Source organism: Nonomuraea sp. NPDC001636, assembly GCF_040298265.1.
In the GTDB taxonomy this organism is placed as follows: Bacteria; Actinomycetota; Actinomycetes; order Streptosporangiales; family Streptosporangiaceae; genus Nonomuraea.
In genome coordinates this window covers 1-1,322 of sequence record NZ_JBEOZT010000098.1, presented here as the reverse complement: position 1 = coordinate 1,322, position 1,322 = coordinate 1, and the positions used below count along the sequence as shown (strand labels likewise).

Here is a 1,322-nt window from a genome sequence, read left to right as displayed (position 1 = left end):
TGAATCGCCCCGAATTTGATGGAGACCTCAGCGGTTGATTGCGATGGGTTCGTTGGGGTGGTGTTGAGCGTAGTAGAGACCCTCGAACTCCTCTGGTGGTAGGTGACCGATCGCTGAGTGCAGGCGGGTGGCGTTGAACCAGGCGACCCATTCGGCGGTGGCAAGCTCGACGTCGGCCAGGCTGCGCCAGGGACCTCGGGGTTTGATCAACTCGGTCTTGTAGAGGCCGATCTGCGATTCCATCAGGGCATTGTCGAGCGCGTCGCCGACGGTGCCGATGGAGGCGTCGATCCCGGCCGCCAGCAGGTGCGTGGTGAACCGGAAAGACGTGTACTGACTGCCCGCGTCCGAGTGATGGATCAAGCCCTGCTCGACCGGATGGCCGGCGCGTTCGCGCCGCCACAGGGCCATGTCCAGGGCATCCAGTACGAGGGTGGTGTGCTTGGTGAGTGAGGCGGCCCAGCCGACGATCGCCCGCGAGTAAATGTCGACGACGAACGCCACGTAGACCACCCCGCACCAAGCGGAAACGTGGGTGAAGTCGGCGACCCAGGCGGCGTTCGGCCGCTGGGCGGTGAAGTCGCGCTGCAGCCGGTCGCCGGCCCGCTCATGCCCGGGGTCGGGTGTCGTGGTTCGCACCTTCTTCCCGCGACGGGCGCCTTGCAGGCCCAGGACGCGCATGCGCCGCTCGATGGTGCAGCGGGCCACCCGATGCCCCTCCCGTTGCAGCTGGTGCCATATCTTGCGGGCACCATAGACGCCGTAGTTGTCAGCGTGGATGCGAGCGATGTGCTCGTCCAACTCGGCGTCCCGCACCGCCCGGGCCGAGGGCGGTCGGTTCTTGGCGGCGTAGTACGTACTGGTGGAGATGGAGCAGCCGTGTTCGGTCAGGACACGGCAGATCGGCTCGACACCGAACACCTCGGCGTGCTGGTCGATGAAGCTCACGAGTGCGTGTGTGGCCGGTCGAGCTCGGCCGCGAAGAAAGCCGACGCGGCCTTCAAGATCTCGTTCGCCCGCCGCAGTTCGGCGTTCTCCCGGCGCAGCCGCTTCAGCTCGGCCGACTCATCCGTCGTGCGGCCTGGCCGGCTGCCCTCGTCGGTCTGGGCCTGGCGGACCCACGTGCGTAGTGTCTCCGCAGTGCCGATGCCGAGCTTGGTCGCCACCGCGTTGATCGTGGCCCACTCGGTCGGGTAATCCGGCCGTACTTCGGCGACCATCCGCACCGCTCGACGGCGCAGCTCGGCGGGATAGGGAGACTTACCTGGCATGGACTCGATCCTCTCAAGAGATCAAGTCTCCACCGAACCCGGGACGATTCA

At 66.5% G+C, this 1,322-nt stretch carries 1 protein-coding gene; it reads right to left on the bottom strand.

The window, feature by feature from the left end; translation table 11 throughout:
- Window positions 1–27: 27 nt before the first annotated feature.
- Window positions 28–1,271, bottom strand: a protein-coding gene (locus tag ABT158_RS51205; RefSeq protein WP_352366775.1) for an IS3 family transposase whose coding sequence is annotated in 2 segments (ribosomal slippage) — window positions 28–989 and window positions 989–1,271 — 1,245 coding nt in all. Because the reading frame shifts where the segments join, the coding sequence is not laid out codon by codon here.
- Window positions 1,272–1,322 lie beyond the last annotated feature (51 nt).